Origin of the sequence: Paenibacillus sp. FSL F4-0125 (assembly GCF_038008565.1) — a bacterium.
In the GTDB taxonomy this organism is placed as follows: domain Bacteria; phylum Bacillota; class Bacilli; order Paenibacillales; family Paenibacillaceae; genus Paenibacillus_AQ.
In genome coordinates this window covers 525,802-548,236 of record NZ_JBBOZJ010000001.1, presented here as the reverse complement: position 1 = coordinate 548,236, position 22,435 = coordinate 525,802, and the positions used below count along the sequence as shown (strand labels likewise).

21 protein-coding genes and 1 riboswitch are annotated in these 22,435 nt (G+C 44.3%); of the genes, 6 read left to right on the top strand and 15 right to left on the bottom strand.

Annotated elements, in window-relative coordinates:
• Window positions 1-98: 98 nt before the first annotated feature.
• Entirely contained in the window at window positions 99-302 is a 204-nt protein-coding gene (locus NST74_RS02450) for a CsbD family protein (RefSeq protein WP_042123776.1), read from the bottom strand.
• Between the two features lie 437 nt (window positions 303-739).
• Here NST74_RS02450 and NST74_RS02445 point away from each other — a divergent pair, with 437 nt between their 5' ends.
• The 4 genes from NST74_RS02445 (at window position 740) to NST74_RS02430 (ending at window position 5,253) form a co-directional block, all read left to right on the top strand.
• Window positions 740-1,630, top strand: a complete 891-nt coding sequence (locus tag NST74_RS02445; RefSeq protein ID WP_341110263.1) for an FMN-binding protein — start codon at window positions 740-742, stop codon at window positions 1,628-1,630.
• A gap of 48 nt (window positions 1,631-1,678) precedes the next feature.
• Window positions 1,679-3,559, top strand: coding sequence for an FAD-dependent oxidoreductase (locus NST74_RS02440; protein WP_042123773.1), 1,881 nt, complete (start codon window positions 1,679-1,681; stop codon window positions 3,557-3,559).
• 245 nt (window positions 3,560-3,804) lie between these two features.
• Window positions 3,805-4,254 (top strand): hypothetical protein, encoded by a 450-nt coding sequence (locus NST74_RS02435; protein WP_042123771.1) that lies wholly within the window; start codon window positions 3,805-3,807, stop codon window positions 4,252-4,254.
• A gap of 18 nt (window positions 4,255-4,272) precedes the next feature.
• Entirely contained in the window at window positions 4,273-5,253 is a 981-nt protein-coding gene (locus NST74_RS02430; protein WP_042123769.1) for a polyprenyl synthetase family protein, read from the top strand.
• A gap of 107 nt (window positions 5,254-5,360) precedes the next feature.
• Here the strand turns inward: NST74_RS02430 and NST74_RS02425 are convergent, their stop codons facing one another.
• From NST74_RS02425 to NST74_RS02375, 11 genes are all read right to left on the bottom strand, one after another.
• On the bottom strand, window positions 5,361-5,522 hold the full coding sequence (locus NST74_RS02425) for a hypothetical protein (protein ID WP_341110261.1): 162 nt from the start codon (window positions 5,520-5,522) through the stop codon (window positions 5,361-5,363).
• A 727-nt stretch (window positions 5,523-6,249) separates the two neighbouring features.
• Window positions 6,250-7,134 (bottom strand): UbiA-like polyprenyltransferase, encoded by an 885-nt coding sequence (locus NST74_RS02420; protein WP_341110260.1) that lies wholly within the window; start codon window positions 7,132-7,134, stop codon window positions 6,250-6,252.
• Window positions 7,135-7,173: 39 nt separating this feature from the next.
• The gene (locus NST74_RS02415) at window positions 7,174-8,460 is read right to left on the bottom strand and encodes an aspartate aminotransferase family protein (RefSeq protein ID WP_341110259.1); all 1,287 of its coding nucleotides are present in this window, start codon (window positions 8,458-8,460) and stop codon (window positions 7,174-7,176) included.
• A gap of 99 nt (window positions 8,461-8,559) precedes the next feature.
• Window positions 8,560-10,485: a peptidase U32 family protein gene (locus tag NST74_RS02410; protein ID WP_341110258.1), complete on the bottom strand. Its 1,926-nt coding sequence runs from the start codon at window positions 10,483-10,485 to the stop codon at window positions 8,560-8,562.
• Between the two features lie 43 nt (window positions 10,486-10,528).
• A complete protein-coding gene (locus NST74_RS02405; RefSeq protein ID WP_042123761.1) occupies window positions 10,529-11,320 on the bottom strand; it encodes an energy-coupling factor transporter transmembrane component T family protein in 792 nt (263 codons plus the stop codon).
• Window positions 11,313-12,218, bottom strand: coding sequence for an ATP-binding cassette domain-containing protein (locus NST74_RS02400; protein ID WP_341110257.1), 906 nt, complete (start codon window positions 12,216-12,218; stop codon window positions 11,313-11,315). The genes NST74_RS02405 and NST74_RS02400 overlap by 8 nt, the downstream gene beginning before the upstream one ends.
• Window positions 12,209-13,063 carry an ATP-binding cassette domain-containing protein gene (locus tag NST74_RS02395; protein WP_341110256.1) on the bottom strand — a complete coding sequence of 285 codons (855 nt, stop codon included), beginning with the start codon at window positions 13,061-13,063 and terminating at the stop codon, window positions 12,209-12,211. Before NST74_RS02395 ends, NST74_RS02400 begins: the two co-directional genes overlap by 10 nt.
• Window positions 13,064-13,092: 29 nt before the next feature.
• The gene (locus NST74_RS02390; protein WP_042123757.1) at window positions 13,093-13,650 is read right to left on the bottom strand and encodes a Gx transporter family protein; all 558 of its coding nucleotides are present in this window, start codon (window positions 13,648-13,650) and stop codon (window positions 13,093-13,095) included.
• The gene (locus NST74_RS02385; RefSeq protein WP_341110255.1) at window positions 13,634-14,023 is read right to left on the bottom strand and encodes a NusG domain II-containing protein; all 390 of its coding nucleotides are present in this window, start codon (window positions 14,021-14,023) and stop codon (window positions 13,634-13,636) included. The genes NST74_RS02390 and NST74_RS02385 overlap by 17 nt, the downstream gene beginning before the upstream one ends.
• Window positions 14,024-14,753: 730 nt before the next feature.
• Window positions 14,754-15,689 (bottom strand): alpha/beta hydrolase, encoded by a 936-nt coding sequence (locus NST74_RS02380; RefSeq protein ID WP_341110254.1) that lies wholly within the window; start codon window positions 15,687-15,689, stop codon window positions 14,754-14,756.
• Between the two features lie 171 nt (window positions 15,690-15,860).
• Complete coding sequence (locus tag NST74_RS02375; RefSeq protein WP_341110253.1) at window positions 15,861-17,963, bottom strand: choice-of-anchor A family protein; 2,103 nt, start codon at window positions 17,961-17,963, stop codon at window positions 15,861-15,863.
• A 110-nt stretch (window positions 17,964-18,073) separates the two neighbouring features.
• Window positions 18,074-18,164, bottom strand: a riboswitch (cyclic di-GMP riboswitch).
• Between the two features lie 491 nt (window positions 18,165-18,655).
• Between NST74_RS02375 and NST74_RS02370 the strand changes: the two genes are divergently transcribed.
• Window positions 18,656-19,048 (top strand): hypothetical protein, encoded by a 393-nt coding sequence (locus tag NST74_RS02370; protein WP_042123749.1) that lies wholly within the window; start codon window positions 18,656-18,658, stop codon window positions 19,046-19,048.
• Window positions 19,049-19,405: 357 nt separating this feature from the next.
• Here NST74_RS02370 and NST74_RS02365 read toward each other — a convergent pair whose 3' ends face one another.
• On the bottom strand, window positions 19,406-20,209 hold the full coding sequence (locus NST74_RS02365) for an undecaprenyl-diphosphate phosphatase (RefSeq protein WP_341110252.1): 804 nt from the start codon (window positions 20,207-20,209) through the stop codon (window positions 19,406-19,408).
• A gap of 657 nt (window positions 20,210-20,866) precedes the next feature.
• Window positions 20,867-21,712 (bottom strand): hypothetical protein, encoded by an 846-nt coding sequence (locus NST74_RS02360; RefSeq protein WP_341110251.1) that lies wholly within the window; start codon window positions 21,710-21,712, stop codon window positions 20,867-20,869.
• A gap of 220 nt (window positions 21,713-21,932) precedes the next feature.
• Here NST74_RS02360 and NST74_RS02355 point away from each other — a divergent pair, with 220 nt between their 5' ends.
• Complete coding sequence (locus tag NST74_RS02355) at window positions 21,933-22,208, top strand: hypothetical protein (RefSeq protein WP_341110249.1); 276 nt, start codon at window positions 21,933-21,935, stop codon at window positions 22,206-22,208.
• Here NST74_RS02355 and NST74_RS02350 read toward each other — a convergent pair.
• Window positions 22,189-22,374 (bottom strand): hemolysin XhlA family protein, encoded by a 186-nt coding sequence (locus NST74_RS02350; protein ID WP_341110248.1) that lies wholly within the window; start codon window positions 22,372-22,374, stop codon window positions 22,189-22,191. The genes NST74_RS02355 and NST74_RS02350 overlap by 20 nt on opposite strands.
• Between the last annotated feature and the right edge of the window lie 61 nt (window positions 22,375-22,435).

The following is a 22,435-nucleotide window of genomic DNA, read 5'->3' as shown; positions in this document are numbered from 1 at the left end:
TTCGTCTAATTGTTGCATAGGAAGAGCGCAAATCGTATACGATTTGCGCTCTTCCTATAACATTATATATTTAGGTATTATAGCCTTAGCTAATTTACTTAATCACGATAGGAACGTCCCCAGCTTTGATACTCTTTTTCCGCTTCATCTTTCGAATGACCATAACGTTCTTGCAGTTTCCCTACCAATTTATCCTTCTCACCATCAATCACATCAAGATCGTCATCAGTAAGCTTGCCCCATTGCTTCTTGGCCTCGCCTTTGAGCTGTTTCCATTTTCCTTTAAACACGTTGTTGTCCATTATATGCTCATCTCCTTAGCTGAATTAATTAGGGTACTGTGTTATCGTTACATTACCCTGTCCTATTCCCCCTGAATCTGACCCGTTCTAAAATAAGTCACATCCTGTCAAATAATAGTTTAAAAAAAGGTATTCAAATCCTTTAAAATTTGATATAATCCAGATATAAATTAAACATTTAATTTTTTAAGTGATTTTTTTCACATGAGTTATCTGCTCTATGTGCTAGAATGCCCTCGGAGCTGAAACAACATCGTTAAATTTTTTTCTATTGTATGCCGATATATGTCATGACACTGTTAGAGTTTGGCACTTCACCCCATGATTAAAGTGACAAATATCATTTATAAAGTGATTTTTATCACTTCGCATTACTATTAAAATGTTTTACATTTTAATATATATATTTTAAACTATATTTTTGGAGGTCATAACAAATGAAAAAAACATCAGTAATCTTGTCGACTGCCCTTATCCTAGGTAGTTTGCTCGCAGGTTGTGGAAACAACACAGACAACACCCCGGCAGCTACTAATGCTCCAACAGAAAACAGTACAGCTACTAATTCCACTAACACAGGAACTGAAGCAGCTAAGTACAAAGACGGAACTTACTATGCTACTGCCGATGTTGATGCTAAAACTGGCTGGCAATATTTCGCACTCTTAACTGTAGAAGGTGGAAAGATCACTAAAGCTGATTGGGATGCATTTAACGTAAACACTGCTGGCGATATGAAGAAAAAACTTTCCGAAGATGGTAAATATGGCATGAAAGCTGGTGGTGCTTCTTCTGAATGGCACGAGCAAGCAGCAAAAGCTGAAGCTTTCCTGATTGAAAAACAAGATCCAGCAGCTATAACTTTTGACGCTGAGGGGAAAACTGATGCTATCTCCGGCGTATCTGTACACGTATCTGACTTTGTGAAGGCTGCTCAAGCTGCTTTGGCTGCTGGACCTGTTGAACCTGGTCAATACAAAGACGGAGGCTACCATGCTGAAGGCGAAATGGATAAAGACTCTGGTTGGAAATCCACTGTTGACTTGACTGTTGCTAACGGTAACGTTGTTGCTGTTAAATTCAGTGGTGTAAATGCTGCTGGCGACGACAAGAAACAATTCTCCATCGATGGTAAATACGGTATGAAAGCTGGCGGCGCTTCCGCTGAATGGCATGAAGAGATCGCTAAAGTTGAGCAATACTTCCTTGAAAAAGGCGCTGCTCCAGAACTTACAGCTGAAGGTAAAACTGATGCAATTTCCGGCGTGAGTATTCATGTTGGTGAATATTTTACACTTGCTGAAAAAGCACTCGAAGGCGCGAAATAATTTCGCATAACCTTCTGCAGTTAATCAGACGAATGAGGTGAATTTCTTTTGAAAAAAATAGTCATTTTGGGCGGCGGCTACGGCGGCGTACTCACGGCTAAGAAACTGGCAAAGAAATTTAAGAAAAACAAAGATGTTGAAATAACTCTGATCGACCGGAATCCATATCACACTCTATTGACTGAGCTGCATGAGGTTGCCGCGAACCGTGCTCCAGAGGATTCAATCAAGATCGATCTTAAGAAAATCTTTGCTGGTCTTAAAGTGAATGTTGTTCTTGACGAAATCAGCAATATTGATTTCAAGGGTAAGAAACTCAAATCTAACAAAACTACCTATGCGTACGATTACCTTGTAATCGGTACAGGTAGCAAACCAACTTTCTTCGGTATTCCAGGTGCAGAAGAGAATACCTTCTCTTTCTGGTCTTACGATGATGCGGTAGCATTGAAGCGTCAAATCCGCGACATGTATACCAAAGCAGCTATGGAGAAAAACCCAGAAGTACGCCGTGCAATGCTAACTTTTGTTATCATTGGTGCCGGCTTCACTGGTGTCGAGCTAGTTGGAGAAATGGCTGAGCAACGCGAGGAACTATGCAAGGAGTTCTATATCGACCCATCCGAAGTAAGATTGATTGTGGCTGATATGGCTCCGAAGATTCTGCCTATTCTTCCAGATAAGCTGATTCAAAAAGCCGAAGCTCACCTACGCAAGCTGAACGTGGAAATTGTTACAGGCGCTAAGATCACTGAAGTAGGCGAAGGTAGTGTTGCCCTTGGTGAGAAAAACGTCGTTGCTTCACAAACTATTGTTTGGACTGCAGGTGTTGAAGGTTCCGAAATCGTAGGTGGACTTGAAGTACAACAACAAGGCCGCAAACGTATTGTTACGAATGAGAACCTTGAAAGTGTAGATCATAAGAACGTATATGTAGTAGGGGACAACATTTTCTTCATTCCTGAAGGTGAAACTCGTCCTGTACCACAAATGGTTGAGAATGCTGAACAAGCAGCTCCGATCGTTGCTGGCAACATTGCAGCTGACATTCAGAACACTGCTAAAAAAGCATACAAACCAGGTTTCCACGGTACCATGGTATCCATCGGTAGCCGCTACGGTGTAGCAAACGTTGGTTTGCCAGGCAAGTTCTTTATGCTTACTGGATTTATGGCAATGCTATCCAAACACTTTATCAATATGTTCTACCTGTCTCAGGTTGTAGGCTTCAATAAAGTTTGGACTTACATGATGCATGAGTTCTTCCATGTTGAGAACCGTAAGAGCTTCTTGGGCGGACACTTCTCCAAGCGTTCACCTAACTTCTGGCTCGTTCCGCTTCGCATGCTGCTTGGTGGAATGTGGTTATATGAAGGTATAGATAAGCTACGGAAAATTTGGGTAGATCCAAACAAGATATTCCTGATTCCAGCCGCTCCTTTTGCAACGGATGCTTCATCAGCAGCCAGCGTAGCGGTGGATGCAGTTAAAACAACAGTAGACGCACAATCTGCAGCTTCAGCAGTATCCACTGCAAAAGAAGCGGTTGAAGCATTACCAGTTCCTGGATTCGTATATAATATTACGAACTGGTTCATGGACTTGATGTTCTACAACAACGACGGAAGTTATACATTCCTCGCGAAATGGTTCCAAATCGGTATGGTATGTGCAGAAATCGTGTTCGGTATTATGCTCATCGTGGGTCTGTTCACAGCTATTGCTTCTATAGCGACGATAGCCATGTCCGTCATGATCTGGTCGACCAAAATGGCTTCTACAGAAATGTTATGGTATGTTGGTGCGGGTATCGCCTGCATCGGCGGATCGGGCAGCACATTTGGCCTAGATTACTATGTACTTCCGTGGCTTAAGAAACATTGGAAGAGAGTTCCGCTCGTCAGACGATGGTATCTATACACCGACTGATTATAATGCCCTTAATTCGTGTAATTTATTTTAAAACAAATATGTAGATTACATGTCAGTATAGTTAAATATGGATGTACTTCAGAGTAATGTGTCCCTAGGACACATTACTCTCCTTATTTACAAGAAGGAAATAATCCTCCTAATATCAGGAAATGGTTTATTTCTTTTTTAATGAATGGTTTTGTAGGGATGATCAGGGGTATGGTTTCTTCCGGCAAAACCGACAAGAAGGAGAGAATCTTGTGAACAAACAACTCATAGAAGATACCCTCCGGTTGTTGCATACTGAAATGTCACCTATTGCCGGAATCCAGCTTCAGCCCTCTCCGGCGGCATGTGAACAGCTACTCTCGGTACTGGAACGCCATGATCTGGAATACAACCGCAAAGTCAATTTGCTGGGTATTTACACTATTCTCACTTTGGCAGCAGAGCGCCATATGGAATGTATCCCACATCATCCCGACCTTACCCGCAACATTTTGGATGGAGATTATTTGTATAGCTTTTATCTGCAGTTTGCGGTGAAATGCCGTGAGCTCGACCTAGTTGCTTACCTGGCTCCTTCGATCAAAAAAATGCAGATTAGACGGTCAAATGGAGACTTCGCGGAACAAGATCCGGCGGCTGGAATCGAACAGTTCTTGATTCAAGAGTGCAGACAGCGCAGTCGCACTAGTAAAGCCATTTGACAGGTGGGATTTCATAAAATGAAGCTTCATGAAGCCTTAAATATAGACATAAATGAAATCAATCGCGAAATCGTAAACCTTGTAGCACGTGATAAAGATGTTCCTAAGAAATCTCAGCTCGCGCAGAGTGTTCTTGAACTTATAAATTCAGGTGGTAAACGCCTCCGCCCTCTTATGGTCATTGTTGGCAGCCGATTCGGCCTAAAGGATACAGGTCGTAGAGCGCTTCAATTAGCTGCTGCCGCTGAATTTATTCATGTTGCCTCATTAATTCATGATGATATCATTGACGGTTCTGAGTTACGGCGGGGCGGTCCCGCCTTACATATGAAGACGGGGACATTGCCAGCTGTTCATATCGGCAATTATATGTCTGCACGAGTCATTGAACTTCTAAGTAAATATACCGGCGACAAAAATAAGTACGTCCATGACTTATCCTCGGTAGCTACCGCACAGCTATGTCTGGGTGAATATCAGCAGATGGAACATGCTTTTGATTATGACATTACCATGGAGCAGTACTTGGAGAAATCCTTAAACAAAACTGCCCTACTTATGGCTACCTGCTTACGTGTTGGTGCGTTATCTACTGAAAGCACCGAGGAAGTTGCCAACCTCCTTTATACCTTTGGAGAAGCCTTAGGGATGTCTTTTCAAATCCAAGATGACTTGCTCGATTTCACACAGTCTGAGGCTGTACTCGGTAAGCCAGCTGGTAGCGACCTTCGCCATGGTCAGGTAACCTTGCCTGTACTCTTCGCATTACGGGACCCGGAGTTATCACCTGTGATCCGTGCAATCGGCCCTGACTCTTCAGACGCAGAGGTAGCTCATGTGCTCGCCCTTATTAACAGTAGCGATGCCCTATCACGCTCTGAAAAGGTTAGCCAGAGCTATCTGGATCAAGCCGCAGCTATTGTTCAGCAGCTCTCCTCCTATCCGGCGCATGCCGATCTGGATACGCTTCTGCAATATTTTGCTGGGCGCGATCGCTAAGCAGATGTTATTAAAGCAATCGAAAATGGATACCAAAACGGATATCTCCCTTTCACTTGGGCAGGTATCCGTTTTTTCGATTCAATTAGCGTTTCTTGTAATAATATTTACTTCAGACTATTATTTCTTTGCTTAAGAAGCATTACTGAAGAAAATACTGCAGCATACCCCGGAACAAGCTCTATTAGCTTAGCTCCTGAAATCAAACTCGTACCTAAACCAACCACACACAGTCCTACGGCAATTGAGAAAGTAACCTTATTATTCAATCAGATCCCTCCATTCCCTAACTATCTTTATCATTTCACATTAACCCATTTTTATCCATATAATATTGTTCCTTTTTTCACTACTAATATTCCCACTACGTTGTATCACTAAACAAGCCCGAACGAGCATAGCAAAACGTGAGTGTGTTTTGCCTCTGGATGGTCGCTCTGATATTAACTAAACAAGCCGAACGTAGCGGAACGTGAGCGTGTTCAGGCAGTTCTTGGAGCTTAGTCTACGAGACTAATTAGGGAAAACCTCCCTATAATTAGCTAATAATCACTTGAAATGCTCGTTATTAGGGAATTACTCCCTAATAAACTTAATTTAGCATGGTTTATGGACTAATTAGCTAAATTTTAGGGAGAAATTTCCTAAATATGCCCCTAACAGCGATAAACTGAGAAAAATTAGGGAGGTTTTCCCTAAACTTCTGCCTTGATTAAGTTCACCTCCTTGCATTGATCTAGTAATCCTTCGCAGATCACAAAAACAAAAAAAAAAAAAGAAAAGCCAGCATAAGCCAGCTTTCCGATTCCCTTTGCCTACCCCTTTTGGGTAGGCTTTTGTCTTTTGTTGTTAGCTTGGAGGCAATGCGCCAATGGTTAGGACTTCACTGCGTGGAATTTCGGAACTGTAGAAGCGTAGCGCTCGCCCGAAAATCCACACAGTGCAGCTTCCTAACCAGCCGACTCACCAACGCCAGCTTCCTAACCAACCACTTCTCTAGCTAACATAAAAAAAATCAATCAGCGTACACAACAATATCACCATGCTGATCACCTGATTCAGATTATAAGAAGCCACCTTCATCAGCTTACGATTCGATGGTTTAATAATCTTATGCTCGGTCATCAGCAGCAGCGTCGCAATGCCAATCCCCACCAGATACATCCAGCCGAGATCACGCCATAGATATAGGAACAATAGCAGCATAATCATGATGAAATGTAGACCTTTTGCAATACGCAGGGCATTCTCCAGTCCGAAGAAGCTAGGAATCGACCATAGCCCATGCCGCCGATCAAATTCGATATCCTGCGTGCCGTAAATAATATCAAAGCCGGCAATCCATAACATAACCACTGTTCCGATAACAAACGGTGTAAATGCGATATTTCCGGTTACAGCAAACCATGCACCAATCGGTGCAGAAGCAATAACAAAACCTAAATATAAATGACTGAGAAAGGTAAACCGCTTCGTGTAAGAATAGGTTGATATCAATACGATCGCCACCGGCGATAAGATCAAGCAGAGCAAATTAAGCATGCCTGAAGCCACAATGAAAATGGCATAGTTAACAATAACAAAGACAACAACTTCTTTTTCCGCCAGTAAGCGTTGAGGCAGATGTCGATGTGCCGTACGGGGATTCTGTTCATCGAACGTACGGTCCGCAAGCCGATTGAATGCATTGGCGCCATTACGGGCGCCTATTAATGCAATAAGTCCCCAGATCATCACATGTCCTGATGGCCAGCCCCCTGCGGCCCATACCATCGATATAATAGCAAATGGTAGCGAAAAAAGCGTATGAGAGAACATTACCAGTTCGCTGAACATTTTAAGTTTTAGACCTGCAGTTTTACATATGTTTAGAATCGCCATTCGTGCATTCCTCTTTCTTCACTACTGTGTTTAAGTCCATTAACCATTATGGTCTGCAAGGACTTCATTCAGGACGTTAAGCACCCCGTCAATATCCTCTTCCGTAATAATCATCGGTGGTTGGAAGGCTAGCACATTGCGCCCTATACCATTTTTGCCGATTAGATAACCTCGGTCCTTCATCGCCTCCAGCACTTGATCTGTAAGCGCCGCTGCGCCTACAGCATCTGTACCAGCTAGCTCCGCCCCCAACATAAGGCCAGTTCCCCGTACATCAACAATCAACGAAGGATAACGAGCTTGCAAATCCTTCAGACCTGCTTTCAATCGTTCTCCTAGCTGTACCGAGCGTTCAGGAAGCCGTTCCTCTCGAATATAATCAAGCACAGCCAAGGCTGTTGCAGCAGATACCGGATTCCCCCCAAACGTGGAAGCGGAAGGGCGGTTCAAGGCAAGGGCAATCTCATCGGTGGTAGCGAAGGCTGCAACTGGAATTCCGTTACCGAGTGCTTTGGCCATACTTATAATATCGGGTACAACGTCAAAATGCTCCATAGCAAACATTTTGCCAGTACGTCCAAAACCAGTTTGGATTTCATCAGCGATTAGGAGTACACCGTATCTCTCTAACAATGCTTTTACATCACGGAAGTAGGTTCGGGTTGGCATAATCATTCCGCCGTTGCCTTGGATTGGCTCTACGATCATGGCAGCAATCGTATTCCCCTTCTCTTCAAGCACCCGCTCTAGTGATTCCAGGGATAACGATGCCGCTTCCTCCAGCGATAAATCCGGATGATAAGGGCGAGGAATAAACTCAACGTCATGATCCAAGTATTTATCGGTACGCCACATAGGCAGGCCGGTCACACTCATAGTTAGATTGGTACGGCCATGCAGGCCACTCTCCAGCGCAATAAACCCTTTACGTCCTGTATACATCCGAGCGAGCAGCAGAGCCCCCTCATTAGCCTCAGAGCCACTGTTAACAAAGAAGGTTCGACGCAGCCCACCCGGCATAACCTCTTCCAAACGTTCTGCCAAATCTACACTCGGTTGAGTCAGATAGATCGTTGTCGTATGCTGCAGCTGCTGCAGCTGTTCAATTGTACGTTCCGTTATAGCAGGATTACAGTGTCCACAAGCAACTACGGATACTCCCGCAAAGAAATCGGTATAAGACTTACCCTTCTCATCATAAACAAACTGCATTGAACCACGAACAAGCTGAGGAGCATCACGGTAAAAATGCTGTGTACAAGGATAGAAATATTGCTTGCGTTTGGATGCTACCGCTTCTCTTCCGATATAGTCTTGTTGTTCCATGAAGGCTTCTCTCTCCTTTTTGTGAAAATAGTAACTTATTCATAGAGTCCTGTGCACCACCCTATCATGCGGCGATAGCTAGTCCCCATAAAAATACATTTAATTGAACTGCAATGAGCCCAAAGTATAACCAGCATAGACCGGCTTAAGGCCACCCAGCATATCATCCTTCAGATCAGATCCGTTCAAAGCCTGTTGATAAGAAACAATAATTTCACGTAGCTGTTCGACGCTATAGGTTGCTCCTTCAATACGGAAGCTTGATATTCCTAGTCCACTCATCTCATTCAATAAAGGTAAATAACAAAGTTCTTTTGCGAATAAAAGATGGCAACGGCCGTGCTGATCACGATATACCGGATTCTCACCTTTGTCTGTCTTTAGAACCAAAACATTATTGTGCACATATTGATTATCCTCTTCAGCAACAGGCTCCATTAACTCCGTATTCTCATAAAGATCATGCTCCATATACATTAGTGCAGGTGTGCCATGAACAACAACCTCCAAAGGTGTTTCACAACGAGAGGCAAAGGTAGCAAAATGCTCTAACGTCATTTCCGGTGAAACTGAAAGTTGAGTCAAACCTAATTTAGCATATAATTGCGCTGAAAGATGATTGTATACATTTAAATTACTATCCCCAATTAGCGGATATCCTGTGGAGTTGTAACGACGAATGGCTCCCAAATTTGTAACGATAAGACCGTCAATCGGCAAGCGTTCTCCGCCCAGCAATTGATCATATTGGTCAAAATGCAGCTCGGTCATCATACGTGGCAAACCCAAGTAGATTTTGCTATCGCCCTTCAGCTCACCTAGTTCCTTGATGTCGCGCTTTGTAAAAGGTCTGTCCGGTTCAAAAACGTCGCCCGGCAAGTACAGGCTATCCACACCAAGCTCTAAGACCATCCGTGCCTGTGGCATATTATTCACACGTACAGCTAACTTAGCTTTTGTCTTCTGCGGCTGCTCGACCTCAGCTAATCTCTCCCGTAACTGCTCAACACGTTTCTCTGACAGATCACGCTCTGCAGTTGGTGTACTGAATACTTTTCCAGTGCTATAGAATTTGCCCGTACCTTCATAACGACGGTTAATGTTAGCTAATCCTGGCTTACCAAAAGCATAAGCTGTTGAAAAGTCACGTTTACGGTTGTTATAGAGCTCTTTCGTATCGACCGTGCGATCAAAACCTATCGGATCATCGATATAGCGGTCAATGGCTTCGCCGTAGCTATTCGCCAGCATCACCATAAATTCCTTATCCCGCATACGGCCTTCTATTTTGAAGGAGGTAATACCGGATTCAATCAATTCCGGAAGATGCTCATACATGAACATATCTTTTACAGCCAGCGGGTATTCAGCCGGATATACATACCCGTCTTTTTTAACCCGATAATCCCAGCGGCAAGGTTTCATACATTTCCCACGGTTACTGCTCATACCGAATACATGGGAGCTGAAGTAACAATTCGCACCGTGAACCGAGCACATATCCCCGTGAATAAAATACTCCAGTTCCATCCCACTCCGCTGACCAAGCAGCTTAGCTGTTTGCAGGTCCATTTCCCGCGAAGTAACCACACGGCTTACCCCAAGATCACGCAGCGCATAGATCATCTCCAGATTATGAACATTCATCATGACCGAAGAGTGAATAGGAAGATTAAGCTCCATCTCACGAATAAGCTCCAACACCGCCATATCCTGAACAATCAAGGCATCCGGACGGGCACCGTCAAGGAAACGCAGATATTCTCTAGCCTCTTCCACATCTTCTTCACTAAACAGGTTGTTCACTGTGATATACACTTTTTTATCTAGACGGTGTGCGATATCTAGTGCCTCTACGATCTCCTCATGAGACAGATTATATCCTTTACGCATCATTCTCATATTCAGTACGGGTCCACCAAAATAAACTGCATCACACCGTGACTGGATTACTTCCTTGAAAATCTCAAACGTCCCTGCGGGTGCTAATAATTCAATCTCTCTACCGTTAAAATAACGTGCCATTCAAGTTCCCTCCCAAGTTGATACTCTTCAAACATGTTGTATTTTAAACCAAAGCTACTACAATCCCCATGACAACAAACATAGTAATAAAAATAGTATCAAATATTCCCCACCTTAGGCGGTGATACTGGCTGCGCGGAGCATCCATACGAAAGCCACGGGCTTCCATGGAATACACCAGATCCTGTGCACGCCTAAACGCACTGGCGATAATCGGAACCAGCAGGGAGACTAGCATCTTTCCCTTTTCCTTCAAAGGCAACTCTTTCAGATCAGCACCCCGTGAGGCCTGCGCTTTCATAATAATCTGCGACTCATCTAGAATCGTAGGAATGAACCGGAGTGAAATGCTGATCATCAGCGTGATACGGTCGGGCTTCAAGCCTAGCTTTTTGAAAGGAGCCAAAATCCCCTCTAGTCCTTGATTCAGCTTACCCGGCGTTGTGGTGAATGTAAGTAGCGCCGTGAAGGTGATCAGAAAAAACATGCGGATGACCGAAAATGCGCCTAATCTTAGCCCTCCCTCATAGATAGACCACGAACCAAGCGTCAGCACCGCTTCCCCTGTCTTCACAGACAGCAGCTGTACGATAAAGATAAATAGCATTAAATAGCGTAAAGGCTTAGCTGCTTTCAGGAAGTATTTAAGCGGAATCCGAGTAGAAGCCATAACGGCTATTGAGAAAATAGCCAGCAGTGCCATGGCCATCCACGAACGGGAGAGCAGAATAACAGCTACGTATAATAGCATTCCGGTGATTTTGGCACGAGCATCCAGCTTGTGCACCCATGAACCGGTCTCAATACTGCGTCCTATGATTAGCTTCTCATTCATGGCCGTCCCTCTTTCCTTCGTGCTGCTCACTAGAGTTGCCTGATCCAGATGGCAGCGAAGCGATCAGCTCTGCTAAGCTCTCTGCCGTTAAGCGAGGAGCTTCATCCGTAAGACCAAAGCGATCAGCGACTGCACGCCAGTAACGAAGGGACTGTGGAACCGTCAAGCCACACTGTTCCAGAATCGAAGGGTCATCTGCCAGCGCCTTTACGCTGCCTTGAAACGCCGTGCTGCCCTCTTTAAGAACAAGCCAGTTGTCCGCGTAAGGCAATAACTCATCCATCCGATGCGTGACGACGATGATCGTTCTCCCCTGCTCACGGCATAATCTCTCCAGCAAGCGGATTAGCTCTGCACGGCTGATGGGATCAAGCGTAGCCGTAGGTTCATCCAAAACGATGACCTCTGGGTCCATAGCTAGCACGGATGCAATAGCCGCCTTACGCATTTGTCCACCGCTCAATTTAAAAGGATTCCGCTCTAGCAGCGCCAGATCCAGACCCATATCCAGCATGGCCTGTCTTGCACGTGCCTTGGCCTCTTCGAGGCTCATGCCGAAGTTAAGAGGTCCGAAGATGAGGTCCTTTTCGACCGTATCTTCAAACATTTGCTGCTCTGGAAATTGAAATACCAAACCGACTCTACGGCGCAGCGGCATTAGCTTAGGTGATTTTTCACCCGCCTGAATGGTTACATCGAGTACTTTTACCGTACCTTCCGTTGGTTTCAGTATCCCGTTAAACAACTGCAGCAGCGTCGATTTACCAGAGCCTGTCGCCCCAGCAATACCAACCATAGAGCCTAGTGGAACACTGAGGTTAATGTCGCGGAGCGCCGTCAGCTTCCATAGGCTTCGGTCAGCATAGGAGTAACTTACTTGCTGTAATTCTATGGCCATAACGTGTCTATAAGCTCCTTTTCACTGGCGGGAACATCCACATGAATGCCTTGATTCTGCAGCTCACGTGCAAGACGCCAAGGGTACGGCTCGCACAGATGGCATTTTTGCAGAAGCTCCTCGTTCCGGAATAGCTCCGCCGGTGTAACATCAGCAGCCAGACCACCTCCATGCAATGCAAGCACCCGATCCGATGCCAGAATCTCATCTGCATCATGCGTAATCATAAGGATCGTATACTTTCCTTCCGCTCTCATATCCTGCAAAATGCCAAGAAGATCATTTCTGCTACCCTCATCCAACATAGAAGAGGCCTCGTCAAAAATGACGATGCCTGGTTCCATAGCCAGAATGGAGGCGATAGCGACACGCTGCTTCTGACCTCCAGACAGCTCACTCGGGTGTTTGGACAACAGATGATTTATTCCCAGCCTCGTCGTATATGAGTGCAGCCGTTCAGCCATCTCTGTGTACGACAAACAAAGCCCTTCCAGGCCGAATAAGATATCTTCCTCTACAGTGGCTCCAATAAACTGATTATCTGGATTTTGGAACACCATACCGATGCATTGCCGAATGCTGCCGATCGTTTCCTCACTCAGCTGCATACCACTAACCACAATTTCGCCAACACTCTTAGGCAGCAATGCATTTAGTAGCTTAACTAGCGTTGACTTCCCGCAGCCATTAGGACCAACCAAGCTAACCCATTGTCCCTGTGAAATAGATAACGTTATATTTTGAAGAATCGGATGCTCAGGATCGTAACCAAACGATACCTCATCCAGAGAGATGATAGCTTGTCCTTCTCCCTCTAATTCTTGACCTGCAAATGATTCATTCATGTTAGTCATCCTTCCGCTGATGTGACTAATCAGTCCAAAAACTCTTCAAACAACGATATTTTTGACAATGAAGCCACCAAATAACGGACTGCATAGCCCACGGCAATTCCTGTTACTACTCCAGTGATCAGCAGCATGGGAAGATAATAAAAAATACTAAGGGATGAGAATACCATTGAAGCTGCCAGCAGCTGACCGATATTATGTGCAATCCCACCAGCTATACTAATTCCGATCAAACTTATACTCTTACCTTTGCCACTAATCAGCATTAATACGAACATTACAACAAAGCTAAACAACGAGCCAAATAAACTGAACAGCAGGCTTGAAAAAGTACCTAGCAGAAAAGCGGTAAGCAGTGTCTTAAGGATGACAAGCAGGAATGCGTCCCGTCCACGTAAAAAGTAAATACAAGTCAAAATCATGATGTTGGCTAATCCTAGCTTAGCACCCGGTACCAGTCCCATTCCTGACAATGGAATCTGTGCCTCTATTAGACTAAGCACTACCGCCACTGCGGCGAAAATCGCAATAATTACCGTTCTTTTTAAAGCTGTTGCAGATTCACTACTGGACATAGGCATCTATATCATCCTCCCCCGACGCACTCGTGATTTCCACTAATACTCTATGCGGTAGACAGACAATCGTCTGTTTGGGCAGGGTAATAAAACCGAAACCTAGGCACACTTGATCCGGGCAGTCAGCATCATACATTTCAATCCCGTAATCATGCACCTTCAAGATGTTATAACCACGGTCGGTACGGACCTCAATGGTTTGTTCTTCTTTTGTAAGCTTTACCGTTTTAAATAACTCGCCGTCCACTGTCACATTGGCTACGAGATTTTTACCGGACCCACCTTTATCATCATTGTCCGAAAACCATCTCGGTACGAGAAAAGCGAGCGCAGCAATTAACACGATGGAAATCAACCACACATCTGCGCGTTTCATAAAAATCTCCCTTATTTTTTAATTAAAATCCAGACTTATTAATTATAACGGTCTACCCTCAATCCTTCAATCAATGTTGGGGTTTAATGTAAGTTTTAGAGAGCAGTTCACAAAATAGGCACGCAAAATAGCCCCCGTAGTCCCATTCCCTCTGGCTTACTAGCTTTTCCGAATTAATCCGCAAATAATCCGGCATAAGTTATATTCGAATCAAACGCTCTATCTTGCTCTACTTGTTCTCCTCCTAAATCAAACTACCCTTATCTTGGAATTGATTATTATATTTGCCTTTTAAACAATACTGTGTTATATTTATATCGTATTTGTTTTTCGATATATTGAATATCCCCATCAAGAAGATGTCAGGCCGACTCTTTTACACATCGGCATTTTGGACACAGAGGCTTTATGTTTTCTTGCAGAAACTTTCCTTTTTATGAGACTAAATTCGAAATATAGCATTCCGATTCACACTGGCGCGGTCAATGGAGCCGCAAGGGCAAAAGAGAGGTAGGGCTTTTGTCGTATTGGAAGGATTATTCTCGCCACACGGCTGCTGGAAATAACAAGGAATTAAGACACCCGTTACTCACGAACGGCGGGGGATGAATATAACGAAAAAGCATGGCTGTACGAACCTTACATAAGGACTCATGCCATGTGTGGAAAAATATAGGCGCCCGATAACCGCTACCTAGCGGATATCGGGCGCTGTCTACGTTCAGGGCATCTAATTTACATATTGATTCACAAAAGCTGTTACTACGTTTATATACCCCGTCTTATCCATATCATATGCTAATCCATGCCCTGCTTGCGGCACTACGAACTTCTCTTTAGGACTCTGACATGCCTCATACAATTCATTCATCATGCTATATGGTACAAAATTATCGGCATCCCCATGAATAAAAAGAATCGGCACCTTCGCCTTCCGCACCTGTTTCAAAGCAGACGCTTCACTAAAACCATACCCTGCTTTCAAACGAGTAATTAGACTCGCACTTTGAATAAAAGGGAAACTTGGCAAGCGATACATGCGCCGTAGTTGGTAGGCTAATTGTGCTTTAACTGAGCTGTAAGCGCAGTCCGAGACAATAGCTTTGACCTGCGGTGGGAGATTTTCACCTGAGGTCATTAGCACGGTAGCACCACCCATGGAGACCCCATGAAGCACAACTTGAGCACTGGGCCCAGTCTTTTCTATTATATATTCAATCCACTGCAAATAATCCTTGCGCTCATGCCATCCAAAACCAATATAATTCCCAGCGCTTTCCCCATGTCCCCTGGCATCGGGAATCAGGATATTAAAGCCCAGTCGCTCGTAATAGATTTTGGCGTACGCTCCCATATCCTTCCCTTTTCCAGAATAACCGTGAGCTAGAATCGCCGTACGACCTTCAGCACGATCTGAAAGGAGCCAGTACCCTCTTAGTTGTAGCCCGTCCTCAGATGTAATCTCCATATTCTCAAAGCTCTGACTGGAGATCCAATCCTTCCCCTCCCCCCAAGAAGCCCCGGCAACCGGGGGATCAACCTTCAAATCACGATTATTACTCAGGAATTCCTTCGGTGCTCGTTTAATAGCAATTCCATAAAAGAAAAAGCCCGCAAAGATCAGAGCCCCTATGACGATGATCGCACTAATGAAGAACCATACCAATTCATCTTCCCCGTCCCTTCTTCATATCCGTTGTAAATCAGTATAGCATCTGCTTAGATTACTCCAAAATATAACAATCATTACAAAATAAAGCCGCTATCGGAATAAGTCCCGAAAGCGGCTCTTTTCTGTTCTGGGTATACCTTGTGTTCTCGTCACAATTACCATTTATTATTTCTTGTTGGAGAATCTATTTCTCATTAGCAATCCAATAAGTGCAAAACCTAGACCAGCTACATAATAAGGGACTGGACTTGATTCTCCCGTTTTCGGAAGTTCATCCACAGGTGGATTACCTAGCGGGATTGTATCATCCACCACGGCGATATCCTCTGGTGACGGTGTTGGCGTTACCTCCGTTACTGATCCTAATGGGATCTCGTCATCATCAACAAGTACCTCTGTGCTACCCGACGGTGTTGGTGTTGGTACTGGTACTGGTACTGGCGTCGATGAAGCTACAGGTCCAAGTGGCACAGGGTCATCATTAACGACGATAATGCCAATTACGGAGGATGGCGTTGGTGTTGGGAATACCGGAGCCACCGGTGACGGAGTCGGTGTTGGTGTTACCTCAGACGACGGAGTCGGCGTTGGTGTTGCTTCAGACGACGGAGTCGGCGTTGGTGTTGCTTCAGACGACGGAGTCGGTGTTGGTGTTGCTTCAGACGACGGAGTCGGCGTTGGTGTCGCTTCAGACGACGGAGTCGGCGTTGGTGTCGCTTCAGACGACGGAGTCGGTGTTGGTGTTGCTTCAGACGACGGAGTCGGCGTTGGTGTCGGTGTCACGTCCGGCGTTGGTGTTGGCGTCACAGTCGGCGTTGGTGTTGGCGTCACGTCCGGCGTTGGTGTTGGCGTCACGTCCGGCGTTGGTGTTGGCGTCACAGTCGGCGTTGGTGTTGGCGTCACAGTCGGCGTTGGTGTTGGCGTCACGTCCGGCGTTGGTGTTGGCGTCACAGTCGGTGTTGGTGTTGGCGTCACGTCCGGCGTTGGTGTTGGCGTCACAGTCGGTGTTGGTGTTGGCGTCACAGTCGGCGTTGGTGTGTGTGTTGGTTTTGGTGTGTGCGTTGGTTTTGGTGTGTGCGTTGGTTTCGGCGTTGGTGTTGGTTTCGGCGTTGGTGTTGGCTTCGGCGTTGGTGTTGGCTTCGGCGTTGGTGTTGGCTTCGGCGTTGGTGTTGGCTTCGGCGTTGGTGTTGGCTTCGGCGTTGGTGTTGGCTTCGGCGTTGGTGTCACGGTCGGTGTCGGCGTCACACTCGGCGTTGGTGTCACGCACGGCGTCGGTGTTGGCGTCACAGCCGGCGTCGGCGTTGGCGTCACGGTCGGTGTTGGCGTCACAGTCGGCGTCGGTGTTGGCGTCACAGTCGGCGTCGGTGTTGGCGTCACGGTCGGCGTCGGTGTTGGTGTCACAGTCGGCGTCGGTGTCGGAGGTGGTTCCTCCCCTTCATATGGATACCAATGCATCTGTACCCCACCAGCAAATCCCTTTGCAATCAGTGTCCCATGCAGTTCACCAGAATTATAAGTTACTTTCGCATGCGGAGCTAGGATAGTTCCTTCTATCGTTAAACTTCCTATGTTTACAGTGCTAGCTTCATAAAAATTAAATAATACCTTGTTAAGGCTGCCTCCCCATATTTGAAAACTTGGAATTTCAACTGAACTTCCGCTAACGTTAACGATAACTGTGGCGTTATTTGCAATATTAAACTGTAAGCCATTGGCATTAGCGAAATCGGCAGCACTTAGATTAAGAACGTTAAATGATTCCGGAGCATCAATTGTTATTTTCCCATATTCCTTTTTGAAAGTTCCAACTGTAGCAAGTGAAGAGAATTCATTAGAACGTCCGATAAGAAATTGCTCTTCAGCATCAAAATCAATAGGCGTTCCTTTTCTCGCTGGTTCTTTAAGATCTACACCGTTGCTGGAAAAAACACCACCATAAACGGATGCTCCATGAATAGTACCATTAGTAAAAGTAATGTCATTACCAGCAATAAGGACATCTCCACCTGGATTATCCTTGGATACGCCGTAATTCTGCAAAGTAATGTTACCTTTGGCGGCAAGGCGCCCATGAACCTGATCATTAGATTGTTTGAAATCCCCAAAAATAAAAGTATTAAAATTCCCTGCAATACCTAACACAGGTGTAGGAGTATAGGGAGGTACCTCCCCTGCTGCATTTACCAAATGCCCTCCGGAAAGCCCATTACCTACCATTAAAGTCCCCGCTAATACTAGTGAGAGTATCGGTTTTATTCTTCTTTTCAAAAAGCACACCTCCTAAATCTATCATTTATATCTAATCAAAATAATTACCAGAAACTCTAAAAGACCTAACAACAAAAAAGACCGCCAAAAAAGAAGTAGAATTCCCTTCTCATGGCAGTCGGACGGTCATAGTGTCCTTAAGACACTTTAGACTCCTGGACTTTGCGTCCCACCCTTTCGGACGGTTTGCTATTATCATGATTATATATGTATAGCTTTTGCAAAATAGAACCGGCAGCTTAAGCATCCTATTAAATAATCGTCTATGACTTTTAATACTTTCGAACTAATAATAGTTTAGCGCTCCGCCCCCACAAATGTCAATCAATTCCTTTTAATAATCATACAGATTAACCAGCACAAAAAAAGCACCTAAAGGCGCTTCACGCAAAAGTTTTTATTCAATTTTAAAGTAACTGTATATAGCCTAATATCGATATCCATAATGGAATACTAAAAATCAAACCAAATACCAATCCACGGCGGAGACTTCCTTCCTCTCTCATCCTAATTCTCCTTTTCATAAGCCTAAACCATTAATTTTTATTATTACAATTTTAATATATTTTATTCTTTCTATTTTCGTTGTGAATTTAATCACATTGGACTGGCTGTTTAGAAATACCATTGATTATTTTTGGGATATCGGGGTAGAATACGAATATACGTTCCCATTAGAGGTGATGAGATTCATGCATAGAGCTGAAAGCAGAGACAACATGCTGGTGAAATCTTATTTATTGCTTCCGATGATTTTATCAGCTTTCGAACGGGACTCCGCCATTTTATCTACACATTTACGAACGCCCGCCCCCTATCTGGAGGTTCTTGGAACCGCCGCGGCAGTAGCTACAGCAGATCTAAGAGATGTTCGTTCGGAAATGAGAAAACGGGGAATCAAGGTATATGAGCAGAACAGGCTCAACACAGGGATAGAAGCCAAATTTATATGTCGCGGATACCATGAACGAATGCTGCTGTTAAACGACATCGTTGCTGCACAAGCTGCTATTCATATGCGCAGATATCTCGGGCTGGATATTTCATCTTTTAAGAGCTATGAAGGGCAGTATCAGATTAAGTAAAGCCGCGTAAGGAGTTACGCCCCTCCCCCCCATTTCCATTAGCGAACAAAAAAATAGGCCTTACCATGGGAGTTGGCAAGACCTAAGAGATTTATACCACAAAACACTGGGGGGTGTTTGGTGTCTTCAATATATACCCCTAACCTGAAAATAAGATGATGCTCACATGAAAATCACATTAAAAACTTCAATTCGTCATTCAGGTTAGACGATAGTCACCGAAATCATATTCGTTACCTTCTACCCATTCCCTTAGGTCCACCTCAGACGTAACCTCATAACACCCCGTGAGCTGGCCTGTCGCAATAATAGCCCCTGTCGGTAAATTATTCGGGCTTAACAAGCAAATAAAACTAATTACTGTATGACGATTAAATAGAAGAGAGCTGCTAAAACAAACCGGTATAGAGCAAACCATTCCAATCGAAGTCGCTTAATCAGTTTGATGAACGTCACTACTGCAATCATTGCCACAAGAAAGGATGTCGCAAAGCCAATTAACATTAGAAGCAAATCATCAGAACTCAGCAAATCACGACTATCGTACAAATCTAACAAGCTTGCACCAAACATTACAGGTACAGAAATAAGGAATGTAAAATCTGCAGCGGCTTTTTGGCTAGTGCCAAACAACAGGCCGCCTGAAATCGTCGAACCTGATCTCGAAAATCCCGGCCATAACGCCAAGCATTGGAACAGACCAATTCCGAAAGCTTGTTTATAATTAATACCATCAATAGTATCAGCGGTTTCAGTTCGCCTATTCCGCGCTGCAATGATCATCAATACGCCACCAACAACTAGCCCGATCAAGACGGGGATTGGACCGAATAATTGGCTTTTTATGGTGTCCTTGAAGAGAAGATATAAGAGTAATGCTGGTAACATAGCCAAAACCATATGAATGACATTTAATCCTTTGCTTTTGGAAAAATCCATTCTAATCATATTAGCCCCAATCTCCAAATACCTTTTCCAGTAAAGAATTAGAACAGCCATCACTGCACCCAACTGTATAACAATTTTAAAAGTTATTGCAGCGTCTCCCTCAAAGCTAAGCAAATTTCCTGCTAAAATAAGATGTCCAGTAGATGATACTGGTAAAAATTCAGTTAAGCCCTCTATTATGCCAAGTATTATTGCTTTAATTACATCAGTCATCAGTGGATAGTCCCCTTTCGGAAATAAGATCATTTAATTTCCAGTATAAGGGAGACACGTACACTTACCCATCGATTAACATAACGATATTCAATACAGAATGACATAATTGTCACAATGAATTATTTCAGTCTTAAGTAACGGCTTATTAAACTATTATTTCCCGTTAGCATAACAACGGAATCAAAAAGTAAATTCAGACTGGATCAAAAGACCAGGCCCGCGTCCTCGATGATCCGATTCGATTAGGGTGTGCGTCTTATCAGACACTAGGTCTGTGCAAATGATGTCAAATCTTGTGGTGTAAGCACCTGGGGGACTTATGGTCTCACTCAATTCATTTCATAGATTCATTTAATAAATCACCATCCTGATCGTTACAAATTTTACCAGAATTGATTTTAGCATTTGGACCAACAACCGCATAAGGGAAATTTAAGTAATGGGAAATGAATCTAATATTTTCTCCAGGTTTTAGACTGATCTATATAAAAGCAATGGCAGTCCAAGACTTAGTAAATAAAGTCTAAGACTGCCTTTTTGTCATTGAATTAACGTTTTCCGTTAGTTGAATGAGTTGTAATACGTTTAGTGTGCTGTCTTTAACAGCAGGTTTTAAGGCCAACCTTTCGTAAAGGATGGCCTTTGTTCAATCTCTTATATTACGCCGTATGCAGATAACCTACAAATGGCCTCTATAGTCACTCGACCACGCCATTCCAATTCTGAAGCAGGCCCAGGAGCTTCCCAGCTAATAGGCCACCCGCCATCTGGCATTTGTTGTTTCGCAAGAACTTCAAGGTGATTGTCAATCTGGCTTTGGGTAAACAATGGTCGGCTTATTGATCCTGGTGTACGTGCGAAATGAAGAGGCGTTAGTCCGTAAGCATCTGAAGAAGCATCTAGTTTGAAAAAATTAGCATGCGGAAGAACTCTTGCGATAACATCTAGCAGATTTTCTGCCATTACCTTGTTGGGTATGTATTCCGCCAATCTGACTGCGCATAAAAGAGCATGGGCTTCAAGTGGAGGTTCCTGTAAAAACATTTCACAACAAGTTTCTGTTGCTAAAGAAAGCCACCCATGTTCGACTTCCTGGTAATGAAGAAGACCACAAATCTCGGCTGTAGGGTTAAGACCCGGTGATATTGTTGAATGCATCCAATGACTTGCAAGTGGTGACTGATTAGCTGACTTCAGAAAAAATGGGACTAGGCCTTTCTTGTCCGACACGGATAAAAGATAGTTACATACAGATGTTGCAAATTCTAAGTTCCGATACTCCGCCTCTTCTAATGCTCCAAGGCCAAAAGAGGTCAAAAGCGGTTGGCTTTCCGGACAACGAAGGTCAGGTTCTAAAGCATGGCCGAGACCGCCATCAGAATTTTGATAGGCACGTACAACATTACCGACCAAAGTAGGATGAGCACCTTCAAAGAGAACTTCAAATAGTCGACGTTCCAATAAACGGGCATGTGTAAGTAAGAAAGAACGTGCTGTCACTAAGATTTCAGACATATGCGCTCTACCCCCATTCAAATAGAATTTAAAACTAATAACCAAAATATAAATTCAAAATGTCTCAATGATCTCCTGAGTCGTAAAGCATAAGAACGACCTCTGGCACACCGTGAGACATTTATCAATTCGTGATCTATTATCTAGACTCCTTTTCGAGGGGTTATGTTCGTTTCTTGAGCATTACTTTTATGCAATTGCTTAAATGTCGCTGTTGAACCTGATCCCAAGTCATAAGCAGCTAGATCCTGGGCGTAAACGCAACATTGACCAAGCACTAGTGACTGTAGGTAAAACGCCTAAAGACCTGCTTTATGATGTAGTAACAGAAATTAGGGAACAACCAGTGTCCGTTGTACCGCTTATTGCTGTACAGATGCCTGCCAGTGTAGCTCAAAGGCTAACTGAAGCTTATGTATCCCCAGCATGGTTTGATGCTCATAAAACCCGGCGTTCCCGATTTAGTTTCCTCCCATTCTGATAGCCACCACAATGGCACCTACGATCACGGTAATGATTGCCCCGCCAACAGTCCTCCAAAGCCAGCGTTGTGCGTCTTCAATCCTGTCTAGCCTACGATGTGCTGATTTAGCAGATTGCATAGCTTCACGCGCTAAGTCACGTGTAGCCTCGATTGTCGATGCCAATGCCGGTACCGCTTCAAGTGTTTATAGCCCCCAGGGATCCGAGGGCAAAATAAAAACACGC

What these genes read in the sequence shown, in the direction of transcription:
- NST74_RS02450 (WP_042123776.1), bottom strand. Translation starts at nt 302, where the DNA reads ATGGACAACAACGTGTTTAAAGGAAAATGGAAACAGCTCAAAGGCGAG.
- NST74_RS02420 (WP_341110260.1), bottom strand. Translation starts at nt 7,134, where the DNA reads ATGGCGATTCTAAACATATGTAAAACTGCAGGTCTAAAACTTAAAATG.
- NST74_RS02355 (WP_341110249.1), top strand. Translation starts at nt 21,933, where the DNA reads ATGTCGCTGTTGAACCTGATCCCAAGTCATAAGCAGCTAGATCCTGGG.
- NST74_RS02390 (WP_042123757.1), bottom strand. Translation starts at nt 13,650, where the DNA reads ATGCCTATGTCCAGTAGTGAATCTGCAACAGCTTTAAAAAGAACGGTA.
- NST74_RS02385 (WP_341110255.1), bottom strand. Translation starts at nt 14,023, where the DNA reads ATGAAACGCGCAGATGTGTGGTTGATTTCCATCGTGTTAATTGCTGCG.
- NST74_RS02405 (WP_042123761.1), bottom strand. Translation starts at nt 11,320, where the DNA reads ATGAATGAGAAGCTAATCATAGGACGCAGTATTGAGACCGGTTCATGG.
- NST74_RS02365 (WP_341110252.1), bottom strand. Translation starts at nt 20,209, where the DNA reads ATGACTGATGTAATTAAAGCAATAATACTTGGCATAATAGAGGGCTTA.
- NST74_RS02410 (WP_341110258.1), bottom strand. Translation starts at nt 10,485, where the DNA reads ATGGCACGTTATTTTAACGGTAGAGAGATTGAATTATTAGCACCCGCA.
- NST74_RS02395 (WP_341110256.1), bottom strand. Translation starts at nt 13,063, where the DNA reads ATGAATGAATCATTTGCAGGTCAAGAATTAGAGGGAGAAGGACAAGCT.
- NST74_RS02400 (WP_341110257.1), bottom strand. Translation starts at nt 12,218, where the DNA reads ATGGCCATAGAATTACAGCAAGTAAGTTACTCCTATGCTGACCGAAGC.
- NST74_RS02445 (WP_341110263.1), top strand. Translation starts at nt 740, where the DNA reads ATGAAAAAAACATCAGTAATCTTGTCGACTGCCCTTATCCTAGGTAGT.
- NST74_RS02430 (WP_042123769.1), top strand. Translation starts at nt 4,273, where the DNA reads ATGAAGCTTCATGAAGCCTTAAATATAGACATAAATGAAATCAATCGC.
- NST74_RS02370 (WP_042123749.1), top strand. Translation starts at nt 18,656, where the DNA reads ATGCATAGAGCTGAAAGCAGAGACAACATGCTGGTGAAATCTTATTTA.
- NST74_RS02415 (WP_341110259.1), bottom strand. Translation starts at nt 8,460, where the DNA reads ATGGAACAACAAGACTATATCGGAAGAGAAGCGGTAGCATCCAAACGC.